The organism is Streptomyces longhuiensis (assembly GCF_020616555.1).
In the GTDB taxonomy this organism is placed as follows: Bacteria; Actinomycetota; Actinomycetes; order Streptomycetales; family Streptomycetaceae; genus Streptomyces; species Streptomyces longhuiensis.
The window spans coordinates 1,997,164-2,014,144 of sequence record NZ_CP085173.1 but is presented as its reverse complement, the minus strand read 5'-3'; the positions used below and the strand labels follow the sequence as shown (position 1 = coordinate 2,014,144).

Here is a 16,981-nt window from a genome sequence, read left to right as displayed (position 1 = left end):
TGGTAAAGGATCGGCAAAGCCGGTGCGGCCGGGGCGCCGTCGCCCCGGCCGCACGGGGTCAGTCCGTGAGGTGCTTGACCCAGCGCGTCCACTGCGGCTCCGGGGCATACCCCCCGGCACGCCACGCGTGCTGCGCGCGCTCGTTGCGGTCCAGGACCATCGCGTCGCCCCGCCGCCCGCCGAGCCGTACGAACCGCTCCTCCGCGGCCGCGAGCAGCGCCGACCCCACGCCCTGCCGTCGCGCGTCCGGACGCACCGCGAGCCGGTACAGATGGCAGCGCCACCCGTCGAAGCCGGCGATGACGGTCCCCACCAGTTCCCCGTCGCGCTCGGCGAGCAGCAGTGACTCGGGGTCGCGGGCGACGAGCCGCTCGACGCCCGCGCGGTCGTCGCTGATGCTCGTTCCCTCTGCGGCCAGCTTCCAGAAGGCGAGGGCGGCATCGAGGTCGTCGGGCGTCGCGGCCCGTATCCGAAGATCACTCATGGGGTCGATCCCATCACCGGGGCGGCCGGGCCCGCGCGCCATTTTCAGGATGCGGACAGCGCGCCGGCTCAGGCCTTGCGCAGTTCCTCGATGACCGGACCGAACGCCTCCATGTACGGCTCCAGGACCGTGAGGTACGTGAACCCGTAGCGGTCGCGCTGCGCGCGCACCTGGTCCGCGATCTCACGGACCGTGCCGACGAGCAGCAGCGGCAGGCCCAGCGCCTCGTCCTCCGTGAACTGCGGGATGTGTTCGAGGACCGGCCGGATCGCCGCCCGCCGGTCGTCGGTCACCGTGACCATCTGGATCAGCAGATTGAGTTCGGCGGGCTCCGCGCGCCCCGCCGCGAAGCGCTGGTACGTGGCGACGCGCTCGTCCAGCTCCTCCGGGGCGAGGTGCTCGAGCTTCCCGCCCGGGTGGCCGGGGACGGAGCGCGCCCCGGTGAACGCCGCGATCTGCGCGTGCTCGGCCGTCAGCTTCAGCATCCGGTCGCCGTTGCCGCCGATCAGGAGCGGCGGGCGGGGGTGCTGCACGGGCCGAGGCTGATGCTCGTCCGACCCGAGCAGCCGGTCCAGCTCCTCCACGACGCGCCGCAGATGGTCCACGCGCTCACCGGGCGACCCCCAGGGCAGCCCGGCCGCTTCGTGCTCCGCCTGTACGTAACCTGCGCCCAGGCCGAGTTCGAGCCTGCCGCCGGTGAGCGCGTCCGTGGTCGCCACCTCGCGGGCGAGGAGCACCGGGTTCCAGAAGCCGGCGTTGAGGACGAACGTGCCCACACGCGGGCGCTCGGTCGCCTCGGCGGCGGCGACCAGGGAGGGGAACGGCGAGGGTACGCCCAGGTGGTCGGCGACGAGGATCACGTCGTAGTCCAGCTCCTCGGCCCTGCGGCAGCGCTTGCGCCACTCGTCGCCGGACGCGGGGGTGACCATGTTGACGCCGAAGCGGAACGTGCGACTCATGAACTCTCCTCAGCCTCGGGCGAGTTGAACCGGTGTAGCCGAACGGACGGGAGACCGTGCGGTGAGTACATCATTCGTGGGCGATGGCCGCCAGCACGTTCATGCGCGAGGCGCGCAGCGCCGGAAGGAGCGCCGCCGCGATCCCCACGACGACCGAGCCGACCACGACCGCGACGATCGTGCCCCACGGGATGGCGAGCGCCTCCATGCCCTGAAGGGCGAGTACCTCGTGGATGGCGAGCCCCCACACGACACCGAGCGTGAGCCCGAGCACCGCGCCGAACACGGCGATCACCACGGACTCCAGGCGGATCATCCTCCTCAGCTGGCGCCGGGAGAGCCCGATGGCGCGGAGCAGACCGATCTCCCGCGTCCGCTCGACGACCGACAGGGCAAGGGTGTTCACGACGCCCAGGACGGCGATGACGATCGCGAGCCCGACCAGCGCGTACACGAGGTACAGCAGCACCGCGATCTGGTCGTGCACGAGCTTCTTGTAGTCGGCCAGGTCGCGGACCTGTACCTGTGGGTACGGATCGAGGGCCTTCTCCAGACGGGCGCGGAGCACGTCCGCGCCCGTGCCGGGGGAGGCGTTCACGTACACCGCCGAGTCCTGGCCGTCGGGCAGGAACTTCTCCAGCGTCCCCATCCCCATGAACAGGCCGCCGGACATGCCGAACCCGTCGCCTCCGCCCTGGTCGGTGAGGGCCGCGACGGTGAGCCGGTCCCTGCGTCCGCCGGGCAGGTCCACGGGCACCACGGTGCCCACGCGCGCGTGGTGCTCCTCGGCGAACTCCGCGTCCATCGCGACCTTCCCGGGCGCGAGTGCGGCCGCCGAGTCGCCCTGGGAGTACGTGATGTGCGCGACGTCGTCGAGCTGTGCCTCGTAACCCGCGGCCGTCGTCTTCACGCGCTTGCCGTCCGGCAGACGCACCGCGAGCGGCACGAACCGCTGTCGCACGACGAGCCCCGCCCCTTCGGTGGCGCGGATCTTGTCGGTGACCTCTTTGGGGAAGGGGGTGAAGTTGGCGTTCTGGACGGTGAAGTCGGCGCCCAGGGTCTTGTCGATCTGCTCGTCGAACGACTTGCTCATCGACGCGCTCGCCACGGACATGCCTGCCACCAGAGCGAGCCCGACCATCAGCGCGGCCGCGGTCGCCCCGGTGCGCCGCGGGTTGCGCAGTGCGTTGCGCTGGCTCAGCCGCCCCACCGAGCCGAACACGGCGGGGAACGCGCCGCCCAGGACCCGGATCACGGGACGTACGAGCAAGGGGCCCGCGATCACCGTGGCCAGCAGCGTCAGGACGATCCCGACGATCAGGAGCAGCGAGGCGCTCGCCGTCTTCGTGGCCGCGGCACAGCCGGCGAGAGCGGCCACCCCCGCGACGCCGACGACCGCCCCCGCCACCGCGCGCACCCGCAGCGGCCGCCCCGCACCCGCGATCTCGGCGTCCGCGAGCGCCGCCATGGGGGAGACCCGGGACGCACGCCGAGACGGCAGATACGCGGCCACGAACGTGACCCCGACGCCGACCGCGAACGCGGCGACGGGCGTCCCCCAGCCGATCACCATCTCGGTCGACTTCAGGTTCATCCCGAACGCGCTCATGAGCCTTATGAGGCCGAGCGCCAGCCCGATGCCCGCCGCGAGGCCGACCACCGAGCCCACCAGGCCGAGCAGCACCGCCTCCGTCAGGACGGAGCGGCGCACCTGCCGCCGGTCGGCGCCGAGCGCGCGCAGCAGTCCCAGCTCGCGGGTGCGCTGCGCGATCAGCATCGAGAACGTGTTCACGATCAGGAAGATCCCGACCAGGACGGCGATCCCGGCGAAGCCCAGCATCACGTACTTGATCACGTCGAGGAACGTGCCGAGGTCCGCCGCGTCCGACGTGGCCTGTTCGGCTGCGGTCTTCAAGTCGTACCCGGAACCGAGCTGTTGGGCGATCCGCCGCTTCAGGGCGGCGTCGCTCACCCCGGGCGCCGCGTCCACGGAGATGCTCGTCGCGCGGTCCGTCCCGCCGAGCAGTTTCGCCTGCGCCGTCGCCGTGTCCAGGAAGACGAGCGCGGCGCCGGGGTTGGTGGTGCGGAAGGTCGCGATGCCGACGATCCGGACGGTGAAGGAGCCCGGTTGCGCGAGGACGGTGAGGGAGTCGCCGATGCGGATGTGCTTCTTGTCGGCGGTGTCCGCGTCGAGCAGCGCCTCGCCACCGCCGCGCGGGGCGTGGCCCGAGGTCAGCCGGACCGGACTGCGGTCCGTGACATACCAGTTGGTGGCGATGGTGGGGGCGCCGCTGGTCGGGCCGACCGAGTTGTTCTTGCCGTCCACGACGGTGATGTTCTCGGCGGCGGCGTCGATCCTGGCCGCGGCTACGCCGTCGACGGACCTGATCTGCCGGGCGAGCCGGGCCGGGACGGTCTCGACCGCCCCGGTCGGCACCGTCTCACCGAGGGAGTCCCGCTTCGGATTCACCTGTACGTCGGCGGACGTGGACGCGAAGAGCCGGTCGAAGGTGCGGGTGACCGTGTCCGAGAAGACCAGACTGCCCGCCACGAACGCCACCGAGAGGACGATGGCAAGCCCCGACAGGACCAGTCGGCCCTTGTGCGCGAGGAAACTCCTGAGCGTCGCCTTCAGCACAGCGGCCCCTCTACGGCTGGGAGTTGTGGGGGTTGCCCCCGGTGAACAGACGCATGCGTTCCAGGACCGCCTCCGCCGTGGGCTGCGGCATCTCGTCCACGAGGCGGCCGTCACCGAGGAAGAGCACCAGGTCGGAGTGGCCCGCGGCGCCGGGGTCGTGCGTCACCATCACGACGGTCTGCCCCAGGTCGTCCACCGCCTCGCGCAGGAACCCGAGGACCTCGAGGCCCGCACGCGAGTCCAGGTTCCCGGTCGGCTCGTCCGCGAAGATCAGTTCCGGTCGCGAGGCGAGCGCCCTCGCGCAGGCCACCCGCTGCTGCTGGCCTCCGGAGAGCTGCGCGGGGCGATGTGTGAGCCGGTCGCCGAGGCCCAGCGTGTCGATGACCTGCTTCAGCCACCCCGCGTCCGGGGTCCGGCCCGCGATGTCCATCGGCAGCGTGATGTTCTCCGCCGCGTTCAGCGTCGGAATGAGGTTGAAGGACTGGAACATGAAGCCGATCCGGTCGCGCCGCAGCTGCGTCAGCTCCTTGTCGCGCAGGCCCGTGATCTCGGTGTCCCCGAGCCACACCTGGCCCGCGGAGACCGCGTCGAGCCCGGCCAGGCAGTGCATCAGCGTGGACTTGCCCGACCCCGAGGGGCCCATGACCGCCGTGAACCGGCCGCGCGCGATGTCCACGTCGACCGAGTCGAGCGCGAGGACCGCGGTCTCCCCGGACCCGTACGCCTTGGTCAGGCCCCGGGCGCGCGCGGCGACGTCGCCCGCCTCCGCCGGGCCGTGGGGCTGATCTGCTGCCGCTGTGGACAAGGCCGCCTCCTGGGTCTCGCCGTCGTCCTGGCCGTACCGACTCCCATGTCGCGAACGAGAGTAGTGGGGTGCGTCACACGAGCGGTATCCCTCCGAGGTCGGGCTCCCGATACGCGTGTAAGGGGCACATTCGGTGACTCCTTGCCGGTGCTAGCACGTCGGCGCTAGCGTGAAGTCATGGCGAAGACTCAGCTGAACGTACGGGTGGACGAGGACACCGCCCGAGCCGCGCGCGAGCGTGCGCTGGCACGCGGCGTGAGTGTGAACCGGTACATCGAGGAGCTGGTCAGACAGGACGCGGGCGAGCTCGGCCGGACGTTCGTCGAGGCGGCCGCCGACTTCATGAAGCAGTACGAATCCGTGTTCGCCGAGGAATTCGGCGCGGAGCGCGAAGGCCGACGCTGAGCCCTTGAGCGAATCGAAGAACGTGCGCATCGACCTGGCCTGGCTTCTCATGATCGCCGAACAGAAGACTCCCGGAGATCCTCAGGTGACCGACTGGGGCGCGCTCGTCGCCGCCGTCAGCCGGCACGAGGCGGAGATATTCGGGACCGCCGTGTACGACAGCCCACAGGCGCGGGCCGCCGCACTGCTCCAGCTGCTCCTCCACGTCCCCGCACTCGAACGCTCGAACGCGATGTTCGCGTCGGCCGTCGCGTACGCCTATCTCGTCGCGAGCGGCCTGAAGGTCGCCACGTCGCCCGACCAGGTCAGGGAACTGGCCCGCCTGGTCAAGGACGGCGGGGCGACCGTGCACGACATCGCGGAGGAACTGCGCAGATGGAGCCTGTGAGCCGCTAGGCACGCACCGGGGCTACCTGACGCTCGCGGAGAACGCCGCGGCGTCCCAGGTGCCGGCCAGCTCCGGCGCCAGCCAACTCGGCGCAGACGCGCGGAAGGTGGGGTGTGCGCCGGCCCCCTCGGGGAGCGCGCCGAGGAGCTTCGTCCCCGAGACCTCGGGGAAGTCCGCGAGATTGCAGCGGGCCGCGAGGTCGGGGTGCGCCGGCCAGCTGCCGACGACCACGCCGAGCGGCGTCAGGTCCCGGGCGCGCAGGGCCTCCGTCGTCAGGGCCGTCGAGTTGAGCGTGCCGAGCCCCGCCGCCGCGACGACGAGGACCGGCGCTCCGAGCCGCCTGGCGGCGTCCGCGAGCGTGCCGCCGTCCGGGTCGAACCGCACGAGCAGGCCGCCCGCGCCCTCCACCAGGACGAGGTCGTGGTCCGTCGCCAGCTTCGCCGCCGCGTCGGCCACCTCGTGCGGGCGCACCGGTGGGAGGCCGGCGCGCAGCGCGGCCGTCGCGGGCGCCAACGGCTCGGGGTACCGCGCCAGTTCGACGGCCGTCACCCCGCCGCCCACCAGGCGCGTCACCTCGTCCGCGTCCCCGCGCTCACCGGGCCCGACCCCGGTCTGGGCCGGCTTGAGGACGGCCACCGACCGCCCCGCCGCCAGCGCGGCGGCCGCCACGGCCGCCGTCGTGACCGTCTTGCCGATCTCGGTTCCGGTCCCCGTGACCACCAGTACCGTCATGCTGTTCAGCCCTCCCGCGCGGCCGCGCACACCGCGCGGCCGATCCGTGCCAGATCCTCGTCCCCCGTGATGTACGGAGGCATCGTGTACACGAGGTCGCGGAACGGCCTCAGCCACACGCCCTCGCGCACCGCCGCCCGCGTGGCCGCCGCCATGTCGATCTCGTGGTCCAGCTGTACGACACCGATCGCGCCGAGCACGCGTACATCGCGCACCCCGGGCAGCTCCGAGGCGGCGCCGAGCGACTCCCGCAGCCCCGACTCGATCCGTTTGACCTCCGTCGCCCAGTCCTGCCCGAGCAGGAGGTCGATCGAGGCGCAGGCCACCGCGGCGGCGAGGGGGTTCCCCATGAACGTGGGCCCGTGCGCGAGCACCGGCACGTCGCCCCGAGAGATCCCGTCCGCCACACGCGCCGTGCACAGCGTCGCCGCCAGCGTCATGTAGCCGCCGGTCAGCGCCTTGCCGACACACATCACATCGGGCGTCACCGACGCGTGCTCCGCGGCGAACAGCGCCCCGGTCCGGCCGAACCCCGTGGCGATCTCGTCGAACACGAGGAGCACGTCGTGCGCGTCGCAGGCCTCGCGCAGGACTCGCAGATACGCGGGGGAGTGGAACCGCATGCCGCCCGCGCCCTGCACCACGGGCTCGACGATCACGGCCGCCAGCTCATGGGCGTGCCGCCCGATCAGCTCGTGCAGATGATCCGCGTAGGCCTGCTCGTACTCGACGGGCGGGGCGTCGGCGAAGACGTGCCTCGGCAGCGCCCCCGACCACAGCTCGTGCATGCCGCCCTCGGGGTCGCAGACCGCCATCGGCTGCCAGGTGTCACCGTGATAGCCGCCGCGCCACGTCAGCAGACGGCGCTTCTCCGGCCGTCCGAGGGAACGCCAGTGCTGGAGGCACATCTTGATCGCGACCTCGACGGACACGGAGCCCGAGTCGGCGAGGAACACATGCTCCAGCCCCTCCGGCGACATGTCGACAAGACGCTTCGCCAGCCCGACGGCGGGCTCGTGCGTGAGCCCGCCGAACATGACATGACTCATCCGGTCGAGCTGGTCGCGCACCGCCTCGTTGAGCAGGGGATGGTTGTAGCCGTGGATCGCCGACCACCACGACGACATCCCGTCGACCAGCTCGGCACCCTGACCGCTCGCACCGCCCTCGCCGGCGAGTCGCAGCCGTACCCCGGTCGCCGACTCGACGACCAGCGGCTCCTGCCGCCCCGGCATCGGACCGTACGGATGCCAGACGTGCCGCCGGTCGAGGTCGAGCAGCTCCGCCACGGGCAGTCCGGTCTCCGCGGGCCCGGGCCGCTCAGGCATTGGGCGCGAGATCCGTACCGGCACCCCGGCGGCGTACGGCGACCAGGTCCGTGCGCGCCTCGGGGACCTCGGCGACGGGTGACTCCGCGGCTTCTTCGTGGGAGCCGCAGCCCCCACCGGAACCGCAGGCCGAACCCGCGTCGGAACCGCACGCCGCATGCGAACCGGAACCGCAGGCCGCTTCCGCGTCGGAACCGCACGGCCCGCCCCGGTGCTCGGGCAGCGTCACCTGGTCGGTGCCCTCGACCTCGAAACCGGCGTCCGTGATCATGTCCAGGTCGGCCTTGCCCGCCTGGCCCTCACTCGTCAGGTAGTCGCCGAGGAAGATGGAGTTGGCCAGGTGGAGCGCCAGCGGCTGCATCGAGCGCAGGTGCACCTCGCGCCCGCCCGCGATCCGCACCTCGACGTCGGGACAGACGAAGCGGACCATCGCGAGGATCCGCAGGCAGCGCTGCGGGGTCAGGTTCCACTCCTTGGCGAGGGGCGTGCCCTCGAAGGGGATCAGGAAGTTGACCGGCACCGAGTCCGGGTCGAGTTCGCGCAGCGAGTAGACGACGTCGACCAGGTCCTCGTCGCTCTCGCCCATGCCCGCGATGAGCCCGGAGCAGGCGGACAGACCGGCCGCGTGGGCCTTCTGCACCGTGTCGACGCGGTCCGCGTAGGTGTGCGTCGTCGTGATGTCGCCGTACGTGCCCTCGGAGGTGTTGAGGTTGTGGTTGTACGCGTCGGCGCCCGCGCCGCGCAGCCGCTCGGCCTGGCCCTCGGAGAGCAGACCGAGGCAGGCGCACACCTCGACGCCCTCGTTCTGCTCCTTGATCGCGCCGATGGTCTCCGAGACACGGTCGACGTCGCGGTCCGTCGGGCCCCGCCCGGACGCCACCAGGCAGACCCGCTTCGCGCCGCCCGCGACACCGGCGGCCGCGGCCTTCGACGCCTCGTCGGGCTTCAGCCACGTGTACTTGAGGATCTCCGCCTTGGACCCGAGCCGCTGCGAGCAGTACGAGCAGTCCTCGGGGCACAGGCCCGACTTGAGGTTGACCAGATAGTTGAGTTTCACCCGCCGGCCGAACCACTGCCGCCGCACCTTGCCGGCCGCGGCCACCACATCGAGCAGTTCGTCGTCGGAAGTCGCCAGAACGGCGAGCGCTTCTTCGCGGCTCGGCAGCTCGCGCCGCAGCCCCTTGTCCACCAGCGTGTTCAGCAGGTCCATGGCCCGATCCTGGCTTACGTCCCCTGCTCAGGCCAAGGAGGCTTCGGACAACTCTGCCGGTTCGACGTGTGGGTATTGCCACACCCTGGGTGGCTGGATGTCCCGCTAGTGTCTGTGCACTGCCTACAAAGACGCAGCGGGCACGGGACAGCACACCCCACTCGAGAACCGGTCGCGACACGGCCGTCGGAGGGACTCACATGGCGGGATCGCCGTTCGGCTGGATCGACGAGCAGGAGCGCGTGCGCCGCGGCGCCGGACTCGTCCGCACGCTGCGTCCCCGCCCGTCGTCGAACCCCCTCCTCGATCTCGCGAGCAACGACTACCTCGGCCTCACGCGCCACCCCGAGATCACCGGGGGAGCGGCCGACGCGGCGCTGCGCTGGGGCGGCGGCGCCACCGGCTCGCGGCTCGTCACGGGCACCACGGAGCTGCACACCGAACTCGAGCGCGAGCTGGCCGAGTTCTGCGGCTTCGAGGCGGCGCTCGTCCTGTCGTCCGGCTACGCCGCCAATCTCGCCGCCGTGACCGCGCTCGCCCCGCACGGCTCTCTGATCGTCTCGGACGCGAGCAACCACGCCTCCCTCATCGACGGCTGCCGGCTCGCCCGCGGCGCGACGCAGGTCGTCCCGCACGCCGACCCCGACGCAGTCCGCAAGGCGCTCGACGCGCATCAGGGGCAGGCGGTCGTCGTCTCGGACTCCGTCTTCTCGGTGGACGGCGACGCGGCTCCACTGGCCGAACTCGCCTCAGTGGCAAGGGAGTTCGGGGCAGGTCTGATCGTCGACGACGCGCACGGACTGGGCGTGCTCGGCGACGGCGGCAGGGGCGCGCCACAGGCGGCGCAGCTCTCGGGCGCAGACGACACCGTCGTCACCGTCACCCTCTCCAAGTCGTTCGGCAGCCAGGGCGGCGCCGTCCTCGGTCCGGCCCGGGTGATCGACCATCTGGTCAACACCGCACGGACGTTCATCTTCGACACGGGCCTCGCGCCCGCGGCGGCCGGCGCCGCCCTCGCGGCCCTGCGCCTGCTGCGCCGCGAACCCGAGCGCGCCGAGAGGGCCCGCGCCGTGGCGTCCTCGCTGCACGAACTGCTGGCGGCCGAGGGCCTCCAGGCCGTGCGGCCCGACGCCGCCGTCGTCTCCGTGCGTGCGCCGTCCCCCGAGGAGGCGGTGCGCTGGGCGGCGGACTGCCGCGAAGCCGGCCTCGCCGTCGGCTGCTTCCGTCCCCCGTCGGTTCCGGACGGCATCTCACGGCTGCGGCTGACCGCCCGCGCCGACCTGACCGACGATCAAATCGCCCAGGCCGTACGGGTGATCAGCCGCAATGCTCCCGACTCCGCGTTCACCGCAAGGAGTTGAGGAACCCCTCCCACGCGGAGGGCGAGAACAGCAGGGCGGGTCCGGCCGTGCGCTTGGAGTCGCGCACGGCGAGGAGTCCGGCCGAAGGGCCGCGACGCAGCGGAGCCGTCTCGACGCAGTTGTTCATTCCGGTGCTTCGGCTGCTTCTCCGCCATGGCGCGTCGTGCAGAGAGGTGCTGGGAACCGCGGCGGGTGGTACGTACCGAGGCAGTGCTGACATGGTGCCTCCTTACGTGCGTTCACTTTCCGGAGGGTGGTGCGCTCCGGCGATCCCGGCGATGAAATCCAACGAGTCCCCGGGCGAAAGGGCGTGGATACGAAGGGTGTCGAAGGCGTCCGTGTACGCCTTGAGGTCTTCTTTCCGTTCGAGGTAGAGGCTACTCGTCAACTGGTCGAGAACTACTACGTCCAGATCAGAAGTGTTCGGAAATGAGAACACAACGAAAGGGCCGGTCAGTCCGACATGCTCCCCTGCGGCGAACGGCAATACCTGAAGCCGCACATGGGGAAGTCTCGCCGCGGAGACCAGATGACGCAGCTGCTCCGCCATCACCCGGGGACCGCCCACCGGCCGCCGCAGCACCGCCTCGTCGAGCACCGCGCTGAGCCGGAGCGGGGACGCCGAACGCAGCACGTCCTGCCGGGCGATCCGCACCTCGACCAGGGCGTCGACCTGCCCGTCCGGCAGCCCGCCGAGCGCGGCCCTGGTCACCGCACGCGCGTAGTCGGGTGTCTGGAGGAGGCCCGGCACGACGGACGTCTCGACCGTCCTGACCCGGCACGCCTGTGACTCCAGGCTGATGAAGTCCCGGTAGGCGGGCGGCAGAAGACCCCGGTAGGCGTGCCACCAGTGCCGGCCGTCGTCGTCCCCCGACCCCGCCAGCGCGACCAGCAGATCGCGTACATCGGGGTCCGTGACCTCGAAGGCGTCGAGCAGGAGGCGCACGTCCGACGCTTTCACGCCGCTGCGCCCGGTCTCGATACGGCTCACTTTCGACTGGTGCCAGCCGACGAGCCGGGCTGTCTCGCCACTTGTGAGCCCCGCACGGGCACGCAGCGCGCGCAGCTCCGCGCCGAGCCTGCGGCGGCGCACCGCCGGACCGTGTTTCATCCTGTCTCCTCGGACCTCCGGCCCGGCTCCTTCCGGCCCGGCGGATCGGTGTTCTGAGCCGACGGTAGAGGAAGTCGGCGGTGTACGCCCAAATGCGGTCCAGTGGCGCAGAGTTCACCGCTTCGAGCGACAGATATATGCATATCTCGGGGGATCGGCTCCGTTGGCCGGGCGGGAGTGGCACTCTGGCGCGAAGCACCAGTCCGGGGGTCGCCTCGAGTCATCCGCCATGTGTCGGATTCAGGCCCCGGCGAAAAAAGGGACGACGTCGCCATGGCAGATCACCAGGAAGCATCCGTCACTCTGCCGAGCGATCCCGCCTCGGTCTCCTCGGCCCGCACATATGTCAGCGACGTACTCGCCGAATGGGGTATGCCGCGCGACGCGGAAGCAGCGGACACGGTCCGGCTCATCGTCTCCGAACTCGCCACGAACGCCGTGATGCACACCCGCGGACAGTCGCCCGTCTTCAAGGTCGACGTGCAGCTGGAGCGCGACGAACACCTGCGCATCGGGGTCACGGACAGCCACCCGCGCCACCCGAAGCGGCTCCCGGCCGCCGTCCAGCAGGACAACGGGCGCGGCATGGTGATCATCCGCTGGCTGACCGCCGAGTGCGGCGGAAGCCTGTCGGTCAGGCCCACCCCCGAAGGCGGCAAGACCGTATGGATCGCCCTGCCGTGGACGGTTCCTGCCCAACAGGTGTGAAGGCCGGCAGGCGTGAGGGACGGCAGGTGTGAAGGCCGGCGGGCGTGCAGGCGGTTACGGGGACGGAGTGTCCGTCCCCTCCTGCGCCCGGGTGAGCGAGCGTCGCACCAGACGCGGCAGCACACCCCACAGACCCGCACAGACCGCGAACGTGCCCGCCCCCGCAGCGATCCCCGCCGCACGCCCCGCCGTGACATCCACGACGAGCAGCACGGACCCGGTCAGGGCGAGCACCAGAACGCTCAGGCCGGCCGTGGCGAGCCGCGAGGACATCTGCACGATCTGCGGCTTGGCACCACGCCCGAACAGCGCGCGGTGCAGCGCCGCGGGCGCCGTGAACAGCGCGGCGGCGAGCACCGCGAGCAGCAGCGTCGCGACGTAGGTCGCGCGCTGCACGGCATCCAGCGACGGGAACCGAGGAGTGAACGCCAGCGTCAGCAGGAACGCGAAGAGGATCTGCACGCCCGTCTGGGTGACTCTGAGCTCTTGGAGCAGCTCGCCGAAATTCCGGTCCGCGCGCTCCAGCGGCGTCTCGTGCCGGTCCCGGCCGTCGCTCGGCGGGCCCGGGTCGCGTGGGGCGTCCTCGTCGCCTGCCGTTCGGTCCTCGTCCATACGACCACGAGTACCCCATCACGCGGTTCCGAGGCGGACGGGCGGGCGTGAGCACTCTGTGGCGCCTGACGGGTCCCCAGGGCGCCCGGGGACCCGTCAGGCGTCGCTAGCGCACGCGCCCGTACCAGACGCTCCTCGTCCAGATCCTCTGGAGCCGCACCACGTCACCGGTCTTCGGCGAGTGCCAGATCTTTCCCTTCCCGGCGTAGATACCGACGTGGTAGACGCCGCGGCCCGAGTGGAAGAAGACCAGGTCACCGCGTTTTCGATGGGACGCGGAGACATGACGGGTCTTGTTGTACTGCTGGGCGGCGGTGCGGGGCAGCTTCTTGCCCGCAGCCTTGAACGAGTAGAGCGTCAGGCCCGAGCAGTCGAACGTGCGCGGCCCTGTGGCGCCCCACCGGTAGGGGCTTCCCTTCTTGGAGGCCGCGATCTGGAGTGCTTTCGTCGCCGGCGGCGCGGCTTCCGCTTCGGGCACGGCTCCGGGGACCAGCAGGCTGCCACCCGCTACGGCGAGCGTGAGGGCCGAGGCGGTTCCGGCACGGGCGAGCAGCGACGGGACACGATTGAGCGCAGTCATGCGCAACCCTTCGTCAGCCGCCTGTGAAGGATGACCTGTCGGATTCGGGCTGGCGAAGTTGCCCGGCCGCGATGTGCGGCTTCACCCCAAGGGCCGGCCCGGAAAACAGCTCCGGCGGCCCGTCGTGCTCGGGTCCTCCACTCCTGCCGATCCACTCCTGTCGACCTGGCATCCGTACGGCGGCAGGACTCGGCGTCCGCACGGACCGCCCCGCCGCGGTGGCGGGGGCTTGTCGTCGGAAGGGATCTTCACGCACGAACGGCGCGAACGCAGCGCCGAATCGGCGTTGAGTGAGTGTCCTCACGACTGGCCTGTTCGGGTGGACAGCACACCTTTCCAGCCTGGTGCGAGGGTCCCGACGACGCCCGCACCTGCAGCGGAAGGCGGAATCTCGGACTTCGCGTAGGCGCTCCGCGCAACTTTTCCGGTTCCCAAGTGCTAGTACCGGCTACTCCGTATGTGGGTACCTCTTCTGGTCCGTTTCGGGCCGGGTCCGGACAGTTCGCCTCGATCGCTCGGGTCTCGAAACGCACCGTCAATTGACCGACTCAGGCGGAACCGTGACCCGTTGTGCCCTCCTTTCTCCGTCCAGGACCCGTAGAGCCCGAGCCAGCGTCGTCGCGTGGACCTCACTCTCGCCCCGCTGATGCATGAGCGTCAGGGCGTCCCTGAGAGCCGTCGCCCTGCCGACGAGCGCTTGCGCGGCGCGCAGTCCGCCATACGTGTGGTCGCTCCGTGCCGGGTTGATCCTGCCGAGCAGGTCGACCACCTCCAGATAGCGGTCGAGGAGTTCGCACTCGGCGCGCGTCAGTGCGGGCAGCGGGGGCAGTTCGGGCGGCAGCATCGCCCGCTCACCTGGCGCCGGGGGCCGAACCGGACGTCTTGCGGTTGCCGATGACCCGGTCCACGAGCCCGTACTCCACGGCGTCCTGAGCCCGGAGGATCGTGTCCCGCTCGATGTCGGCGGCGATGCGCTCCCGGTTCTGCCCGGTGTGCCGCGCGAGCAGCTCCTCCAGCTGGGCGCGCATACGCACCAGTTCGCGGGCCTGGATCTCCAGGTCGCTCGGCTGGCCCTGCGCGGGCTCGGGCAGCCCCGGCTGATGGATCACCACGCGCGCGCCGGGCAGCATGGCCCGCTTGCCTGGCGTCCCGGCCGCCAGGAGCACGGCGGCGGCGGAGGCGGCCTGCCCGAGGCACACGGTCTCGACCTCGCAGCTGACGAACCGGATCGTGTCGTAGATCGCCGTCATCGCACTGAACGAGCCGCCGGGGGAATTGATGTACAGCGAGATGTCCCGGTCCGGCGCGGCGTACTCGAGGTGCATGAACTGCGCCATCACATCGTTCGCGGAGGTGTCGTCGATCGGCGTCCCCAGGAAGACGATCCGCTCCTCCAGGAGCTTGGAGTACGGATCGAGGGTGCGGTGCCCGGCCGAGGTGCGCTCGGTGAACTCGGGCAGGACGTAGCGGGCGGAAGGTCGGTTCATGGCACATGCCTCCGTGAGCGCGGAACTCTGTCGCTGCTTCTGTAAAAAATGTACAGGACGTACGGATCGCCGGTAGGGATCGGGCCGTGAGAAGCGCGAGAAGAAGGGATCGGGCTGCGAGGAGCGCGAAAAGAGGGATCAGGCGGCGAGTCGCGCGAAAAAGGGGAGGCAGGCTGCGAGAAGCGCGGCAGGGGGTGCTCGGGACGCGAGGGCACGAAAAGGGGCCGGCCCGCGCCCGAGGCGCCGGCCGACCCCCTGCTTCGTTCTCCTGTGTCGTGGCTACTGGTCGTCGTCGTCCGACCTGGACAGGCGCAGCGCGAGGTGTTGCAGGAGGTCGGCGGTCTTGATGTCCGTCCGGCCCGAGTCGTGCACCTCGGCGAGCTCGGAGAAGAGGAACGCGAACGCGCCCACCAGGGAGATCGTCACCGGCATCAGTGCCGCGATGGTGGCCTCCGCCGCCTCCTCCACGCTCGATTCCGCCGGGATCTCGATGGAGGGGAACACCTCTGTCACCAGGCGCCCGAGCTGGGCGTCCTCGGTCTCGATGTCGGGCTCGGCATCCTTGCTGAGCCTGCGCACCATTTCCTGGGTCTCGGTCAGGACGCCGATTGCGCGCAAGATGATCTCGCTCTGTTCCATGCGCGGAGCCTAGGCGCGCGAGGCCCCGCCGCGGGCGCTGTTCCGGGCGGGGCTCGTCGGATCCGCGCAAGCAGCCATGCAGCACGAACAGTTGACGCGTCGACGCTACGCGCAGCCACTGACAACGCCGGCGGCTCGAATCGTCCCGCCCGGGCCGCCGTTCCGCCTGTGGGTCGCCGTGCGGTCACGGACCGTGTCCGTGCTGTGGGCCCGGTCTAAGCTGGAGGACATGGCCTACGAGATTCCGGTGACGCAAGCCCGCGCTGAGCTCGCCGATCTGATCAACCGCGTCGTGTACGGCGGGGAGCGCGTCGTCGTGACCCGGCACGGAAAGCCGCTCGTCGCGCTGGTCTCCGCCGCCGATCTCGAGCGCCTCGAGGCCCTGGGGGAGCCGGAGGACGAACAGGTGATCAGCTCCGTCTCCGGCATCGGCTCGACCTCGACCTCGTCCACCGGTGGCGACCGCCACCGCTTCGGCATCGCCGCGGAGCATCGGGGGCCGGAGGTCAGGTAGTCGGGCCTGTTGGGAAGTTGGACAGGTCGGGAGATGAGCGGAGATGGGTCGGGCCAGGAGGCTGGGCAGGTCCGGCACATGCGGCTGACCCGGTAGGCGGCCAGGTGCGTCTGAGAGGCCTCAAGAGTCTGCCAGACCTCAATAGGTACCTCGATCAAGCGACTTGGGCTGCTCCTCGGTCCCTTCGTCGGCTCCCCGCTTCTCGTGCTGCCCACGGAAGAAGCGCGCGTACGAGCCCGGGCGCAGCGGTGTTCCACCCGCGCCCGGCGCCATGAACTGGCCGATGAGGTCCACCGGTTCGAGTCATGGCCGCATCATCGGCGGCGCCGACGCGCCCCCCCCGCACCTGCGCGCCCTTCCCGGCCTCGGTGGTCACGGCGCCCCGGTGGCCACGGCGCCCCGGTGGTCACGGCCTGCCGGAGCCGCGCGGCAGGCGCTGTTCGGGGGGTCCATGTCGAAACTTTGCAGAACGGTCTGCGGGCCCTGACGGGTATGGGTGAACCCAGCTGGCGGTCATGGGTGGGTCAAGGGGTGGTTAACCTCGTTGAAACTCCCCGCAATTAGCCTGCACCGCACGTCACCAGGGGCTTTTGTAACCGGGATGCACAAGATCGTTCGTATTTCTTGTGTGTTACATCTATACCCGTCGCGGTGGCCGCGGCAGCCGGACCCCGCACGGTCCGGAGTGAAGGACTGTGAGGTGGGAGCCGTGCAACTGACCCCGCACGAGCAGGAACGACTGCTCATTCATGTGGCCGCCGACGTGGCCGAGAAGCGCCGGGCCCGGGGTCTGAAGCTCAACCATCCCGAGGCGATCGCTCTCGTCACGTCGCACATTCTCGAAGGTGCCCGTGACGGCCGGACCGTAGCCGAACTCATGTCGTCCGGTCGCAAGGTGCTCACGCGCGACGACGTCATGGAGGGCATCCCCGAGATGATCCACGATGTCCAGGTCGAGGCGACCTTCCCCGACGGCACCAAGCTCGTCACCGTCCACGACCCGATCGTCTGACGGGGGAG

At 70.8% G+C, this 16,981-nt stretch carries 20 protein-coding genes and 1 riboswitch; of the genes, 6 read left to right on the top strand and 14 right to left on the bottom strand.

What is annotated here, in order from left to right; translation table 11 throughout:
- Nucleotides 1–58: 58 nt before the first annotated feature.
- The 4 genes from LGI35_RS09530 to LGI35_RS09515 all read right to left on the bottom strand — a co-directional run bounded on the left by LGI35_RS09530 (nt 59) and on the right by LGI35_RS09515 (nt 4,886).
- A complete protein-coding gene (locus LGI35_RS09530; protein WP_227293460.1) occupies nt 59–484 on the bottom strand; it encodes a GNAT family N-acetyltransferase in 426 nt (141 codons plus the stop codon).
- Nucleotides 485–552: 68 nt separating this feature from the next.
- Complete coding sequence (locus tag LGI35_RS09525; protein ID WP_227293459.1) at nt 553–1,443, bottom strand: LLM class F420-dependent oxidoreductase; 891 nt, start codon at nt 1,441–1,443, stop codon at nt 553–555.
- A gap of 70 nt (nt 1,444–1,513) precedes the next feature.
- Nucleotides 1,514–4,081, bottom strand: coding sequence for an ABC transporter permease (locus tag LGI35_RS09520; protein ID WP_227293458.1), 2,568 nt, complete (start codon nt 4,079–4,081; stop codon nt 1,514–1,516).
- Nucleotides 4,082–4,091: 10 nt separating this feature from the next.
- Nucleotides 4,092–4,886: an ABC transporter ATP-binding protein gene (locus LGI35_RS09515; protein WP_227293457.1), complete on the bottom strand. Its 795-nt coding sequence runs from the start codon at nt 4,884–4,886 to the stop codon at nt 4,092–4,094.
- A gap of 177 nt (nt 4,887–5,063) precedes the next feature.
- Between LGI35_RS09515 and LGI35_RS09510 the strand changes: the two genes are divergently transcribed.
- Both LGI35_RS09510 and LGI35_RS09505 read left to right on the top strand, forming a co-directional pair.
- A complete protein-coding gene (locus LGI35_RS09510) occupies nt 5,064–5,291 on the top strand; it encodes a toxin-antitoxin system HicB family antitoxin (RefSeq protein ID WP_100597555.1) in 228 nt (75 codons plus the stop codon).
- Between the two features lie 49 nt (nt 5,292–5,340).
- On the top strand, nt 5,341–5,679 hold the full coding sequence (locus LGI35_RS09505) for a fic family toxin-antitoxin system, toxin component (RefSeq protein WP_227300257.1): 339 nt from the start codon (nt 5,341–5,343) through the stop codon (nt 5,677–5,679).
- Between the two features lie 21 nt (nt 5,680–5,700).
- On the opposite strand, the gene bioD is transcribed toward LGI35_RS09505, so the two are convergent.
- Genes bioD through bioB form a run of 3 tightly spaced genes read right to left on the bottom strand, consistent with a single transcriptional unit; the run spans nt 5,701 to nt 8,949 of the window.
- Nucleotides 5,701–6,411: a dethiobiotin synthase gene (bioD, locus tag LGI35_RS09500; protein ID WP_227293456.1), complete on the bottom strand. Its 711-nt coding sequence runs from the start codon at nt 6,409–6,411 to the stop codon at nt 5,701–5,703.
- Between the two features lie 5 nt (nt 6,412–6,416).
- Nucleotides 6,417–7,739 carry an adenosylmethionine--8-amino-7-oxononanoate transaminase gene (locus LGI35_RS09495; protein ID WP_227293455.1) on the bottom strand — a complete coding sequence of 441 codons (1,323 nt, stop codon included), beginning with the start codon at nt 7,737–7,739 and terminating at the stop codon, nt 6,417–6,419.
- Nucleotides 7,732–8,949, bottom strand: coding sequence for a biotin synthase BioB (bioB, locus tag LGI35_RS09490; RefSeq protein ID WP_227293454.1), 1,218 nt, complete (start codon nt 8,947–8,949; stop codon nt 7,732–7,734). Before bioB ends, LGI35_RS09495 begins: the two co-directional genes overlap by 8 nt.
- 200 nt (nt 8,950–9,149) lie before the next feature.
- Here bioB and LGI35_RS09485 point away from each other — a divergent pair, with 200 nt between their 5' ends.
- Nucleotides 9,150–10,310 (top strand): 8-amino-7-oxononanoate synthase, encoded by a 1,161-nt coding sequence (locus LGI35_RS09485; protein WP_227293453.1) that lies wholly within the window; start codon nt 9,150–9,152, stop codon nt 10,308–10,310.
- Here the strand turns inward: LGI35_RS09485 and LGI35_RS09480 are convergent.
- Nucleotides 10,294–10,530 (bottom strand): DUF397 domain-containing protein, encoded by a 237-nt coding sequence (locus LGI35_RS09480; protein ID WP_227293452.1) that lies wholly within the window; start codon nt 10,528–10,530, stop codon nt 10,294–10,296. The two genes, LGI35_RS09485 and LGI35_RS09480, sit on opposite strands and share 17 nt — an antisense overlap.
- A gap of 9 nt (nt 10,531–10,539) precedes the next feature.
- Nucleotides 10,540–11,421 (bottom strand): helix-turn-helix domain-containing protein, encoded by an 882-nt coding sequence (locus LGI35_RS09475; protein ID WP_227293451.1) that lies wholly within the window; start codon nt 11,419–11,421, stop codon nt 10,540–10,542.
- A 273-nt stretch (nt 11,422–11,694) separates the two neighbouring features.
- Here LGI35_RS09475 and LGI35_RS09470 point away from each other — a divergent pair, with 273 nt between their 5' ends.
- Entirely contained in the window at nt 11,695–12,129 is a 435-nt protein-coding gene (locus tag LGI35_RS09470; protein ID WP_227293450.1) for an ATP-binding protein, read from the top strand.
- A gap of 54 nt (nt 12,130–12,183) precedes the next feature.
- On the opposite strand, the gene LGI35_RS09465 is transcribed toward LGI35_RS09470, so the two are convergent.
- From LGI35_RS09465 to LGI35_RS09445, 5 genes are all read right to left on the bottom strand, one after another.
- Entirely contained in the window at nt 12,184–12,741 is a 558-nt protein-coding gene (locus tag LGI35_RS09465) for a DUF6328 family protein (RefSeq protein ID WP_376223259.1), read from the bottom strand.
- A 106-nt stretch (nt 12,742–12,847) separates the two neighbouring features.
- Nucleotides 12,848–13,321 carry a C40 family peptidase gene (locus LGI35_RS09460; protein ID WP_227293449.1) on the bottom strand — a complete coding sequence of 158 codons (474 nt, stop codon included), beginning with the start codon at nt 13,319–13,321 and terminating at the stop codon, nt 12,848–12,850.
- 3 nt (nt 13,322–13,324) lie between these two features.
- A riboswitch (cyclic di-AMP (ydaO/yuaA leader) is annotated at nt 13,325–13,502 on the bottom strand.
- Nucleotides 13,503–13,856: 354 nt separating this feature from the next.
- Nucleotides 13,857–14,165, bottom strand: coding sequence for a hypothetical protein (locus tag LGI35_RS09455; protein WP_227293448.1), 309 nt, complete (start codon nt 14,163–14,165; stop codon nt 13,857–13,859).
- Between the two features lie 7 nt (nt 14,166–14,172).
- Nucleotides 14,173–14,808, bottom strand: coding sequence for an ATP-dependent Clp protease proteolytic subunit (locus tag LGI35_RS09450; RefSeq protein ID WP_227293447.1), 636 nt, complete (start codon nt 14,806–14,808; stop codon nt 14,173–14,175).
- A gap of 279 nt (nt 14,809–15,087) precedes the next feature.
- Nucleotides 15,088–15,447 (bottom strand): hypothetical protein, encoded by a 360-nt coding sequence (locus LGI35_RS09445; RefSeq protein WP_227293446.1) that lies wholly within the window; start codon nt 15,445–15,447, stop codon nt 15,088–15,090.
- A gap of 229 nt (nt 15,448–15,676) precedes the next feature.
- On the opposite strand from LGI35_RS09445, the gene LGI35_RS09440 reads away from it, so the two are divergent.
- Together LGI35_RS09440 and LGI35_RS09435 are read left to right on the top strand one after the other, a co-directional pair.
- Nucleotides 15,677–15,961, top strand: a complete 285-nt coding sequence (locus LGI35_RS09440) for a type II toxin-antitoxin system Phd/YefM family antitoxin (protein WP_227293445.1) — start codon at nt 15,677–15,679, stop codon at nt 15,959–15,961.
- A gap of 709 nt (nt 15,962–16,670) precedes the next feature.
- On the top strand, nt 16,671–16,973 hold the full coding sequence (locus LGI35_RS09435) for an urease subunit gamma (protein ID WP_116501972.1): 303 nt from the start codon (nt 16,671–16,673) through the stop codon (nt 16,971–16,973).
- The last annotated feature ends 8 nt before the right edge of the window (nt 16,974–16,981 follow it).